Origin of the sequence: Pantoea sp. CTOTU49201 (assembly GCF_032054795.1) — a bacterium.
Lineage (GTDB): Bacteria > Pseudomonadota > Gammaproteobacteria > Enterobacterales > Enterobacteriaceae > Pantoea > Pantoea symbiotica.
This window is the reverse complement of sequence record NZ_DAMBSA010000545.1, coordinates 1-2,414: the sequence shown is the minus strand read 5'-3', so window position 1 is coordinate 2,414 and position 2,414 is coordinate 1. Positions and strand designations below refer to the sequence as shown.

General features: G+C 52.6%; 4 protein-coding genes. 2 read left to right on the top strand and 2 right to left on the bottom strand.

Annotated features, from left to right (window positions below):
• Positions 1-34: 34 nt before the first annotated feature.
• Positions 35-448, bottom strand: coding sequence for a CoA-binding protein (locus RTY00_RS23530; RefSeq protein ID WP_154181458.1), 414 nt, complete (start codon positions 446-448; stop codon positions 35-37).
• A gap of 177 nt (positions 449-625) precedes the next feature.
• Here RTY00_RS23530 and RTY00_RS23525 point away from each other — a divergent pair, with 177 nt between their 5' ends.
• Positions 626-1,252, top strand: a complete 627-nt coding sequence (locus RTY00_RS23525) for a DUF2057 family protein (protein ID WP_312666574.1) — start codon at positions 626-628, stop codon at positions 1,250-1,252.
• Between the two features lie 68 nt (positions 1,253-1,320).
• Positions 1,321-1,782: a methylglyoxal synthase gene (locus RTY00_RS23520; protein WP_061717079.1), complete on the top strand. Its 462-nt coding sequence runs from the start codon at positions 1,321-1,323 to the stop codon at positions 1,780-1,782.
• A 3-nt stretch (positions 1,783-1,785) separates the two neighbouring features.
• On the opposite strand, the gene RTY00_RS23515 is transcribed toward RTY00_RS23520, so the two are convergent.
• On the bottom strand, positions 1,786-2,414 hold a 629-nt coding region (locus tag RTY00_RS23515), incomplete at its 5' end, for a 3'-5' exonuclease (protein ID WP_312666573.1).

Genomic DNA, 2,414 nt, shown 5'->3' with positions numbered 1-2,414 from the left:
AATGACAACGGCGACTCAGGTCGCCGTTTTTGTTTTAGCGCGTGATACCAAGCCGCGGAATTTCAATCTTTGGACAGCGATCCATCACGACGGTCATACCCGCGTCCTGCGCCAGCACCGCCGCTTGCTCATTAATCACGCCCAGCTGTAACCACAACGTGTCTGCACCGATGGCAATCGCTTCCTGCGCTACCCCCCACGCCGCTTCGGCATTGCGAAACACATCCACCATATCCACTTTTCCAGGAACATCCGCCAGCGTGGCATAAGCGGTTTGACCAAGAAGTTGTTGACCCGCCAGTTTAGGGCTCACTGGAATCACGTCGTATCCCTGATCGAGCAAGTATTTCATCACGCCATAGCTTGGGCGATCGGGGCGGTCGCTGGCGCCCACTAACGCGATACGTTTGGTTTTAGTCAGCACATCGCGAATCGTTTGATCATTCATCTTTTTTCTCCTGGTTCATTCGCTTAAGTGTAGATGGCATTGCGCATTAGGCTGCAACTGCCGGGCACGAGAACTTTGCGCAGCAGCACGAATAAATATGTAAAAATGTAAATTTACTGCCATAATGTAATACTTTGCTACACATAATCGATTTACCCCCTTCTGCCGGGAGTTGAAATGAAGCTGTCTTTAACTGCTACGGGTTTACTGCTGTTGCTCGTATCAGCCTCATGCCAGGCCATCACTCTCAAGCTCGATCCCGAGATCGAACTGCTGGTGCTGGACGGGCGTAAAATCTCAGGCTCACTGCTGAAAGGTGCTGGCAGCCTTGAGCTGGAGCGTGGGCAGCATCAGTTTCTGTTTCGTGTGGAAAAACCGGGCGCTGACGCCGCGCATTTTCAATCCGTGCCCATGATTGTCACCTTTAACGCCAATGCCCATTCAGTGGCGATTCGCTTGCCCGCACTCAATAATCGTCGCGAACGCACCACCTTCGACAAAACGCTCAACTTCCAGCTGATTGATGAACGCGGTATGGAGATCACCAGCCTGCGCGACCATTTGCCGAAGGAAAGTGATAACGATTTCGAAAAGGCGATGGTGAATTATAATCGTGATGCCCACGCCGCTTCGGTTCCACGTTTTGCCTTACATTCGCTCAGTGCCAGCGAGGCGCAGTTGAATATGGATTACGCCTGGCAGGACGTTAGCGATCTCCCCTCTTTGCAAGGCTGGTTCAAGCGTTTTGATGCCGCCACACGTCTGCGTTTTATTAGCTGGATGAAAACCTTACGCACAAGTTGATAGTGATGAAACGCCAGGGGTAAACTCCTGCATTAACACATAATGCATGAGAAGAAACAGGAAGCCCTATGGAGCAGACCGTTCGTACCCTTCAGGTTCAGAAACATATCGCCCTCGTTGCACACGATCACTGCAAAGCCTCGCTGCTGGAATGGGTGCAAATCAACCAAAGCACGCTGCAACAGCATGTGCTTTACGCTACCGGCACCACCGGCAATCTGATTAATCGTCATACTGGATTAGACGTAAACGCCATGCTGAGCGGCCCGATGGGCGGCGATCAGCAAGTGGGCGCGTTGATCTCGGAAGGCAAAATTGATGTGCTGATTTTCTTTTGGGATCCGCTGAATGCGGTGCCGCACGACCCGGATGTCAAAGCGCTGCTGCGCCTCGCCACGGTGTGGAATATCCCGGTGGCCAATAACCGCACCACCGCAGACTTTATTATTCAGTCACCGAAATTTGCCCAGCAGATTGAGATTCAGATTCCAGATTATCAGCGTTATCTCGCCGAACGTCTGAAACCCTAATCATCAGGCCTTACGACTTTGCGGCACACCTAACTCGCGCAGGTGTTCGACAAATACCGAAGGCCGATCTTTATCAAACATTAGCCATACCTGCTGGCGCGCGCGCGTCATCGCCACATACGCCAGCCGCCGCTCCTCCGCATCCGGGAAATCTTCCGGCTGCGGCAGCAAACCCTGTTCCATGATGGATTCTCGCGCTTCTGCCGGGAACCCGTCGCGTCCCTGATGCAGCCCCAGCACAATAACGAAATCCGCCTGTTGCCCTTTGCTGGCATGAATGGTCATAAAATCCAGCTTTAACTTTGGCCAGCGCGTTTTGGCTTTATCGAGGATTGCGGGGCGCAAATGGTGGTAACGCGCCAGCAGCAGCACGCGCTCATCGGGTTTGGCATAACCGCTCAGTTTATCGAACAGCGCTTCCAGTTGATCCTGTGGCAGCAAGGTCACCGATTTTTTATTGCCTTTGCTCAAGCTGTTCAACGGCTTGCGCAGCTGGTGCGGGTTTTGCTGCACAAAGCGATTGGCAATTTCACCAATGCGATCGTTAAAGCGATAAGTGGTATCCAGCACACAGCGATCGCAATCACAGAAATAGTGATGGAAAGCGGTGGTCAGGCTCATTTCAGCACCGC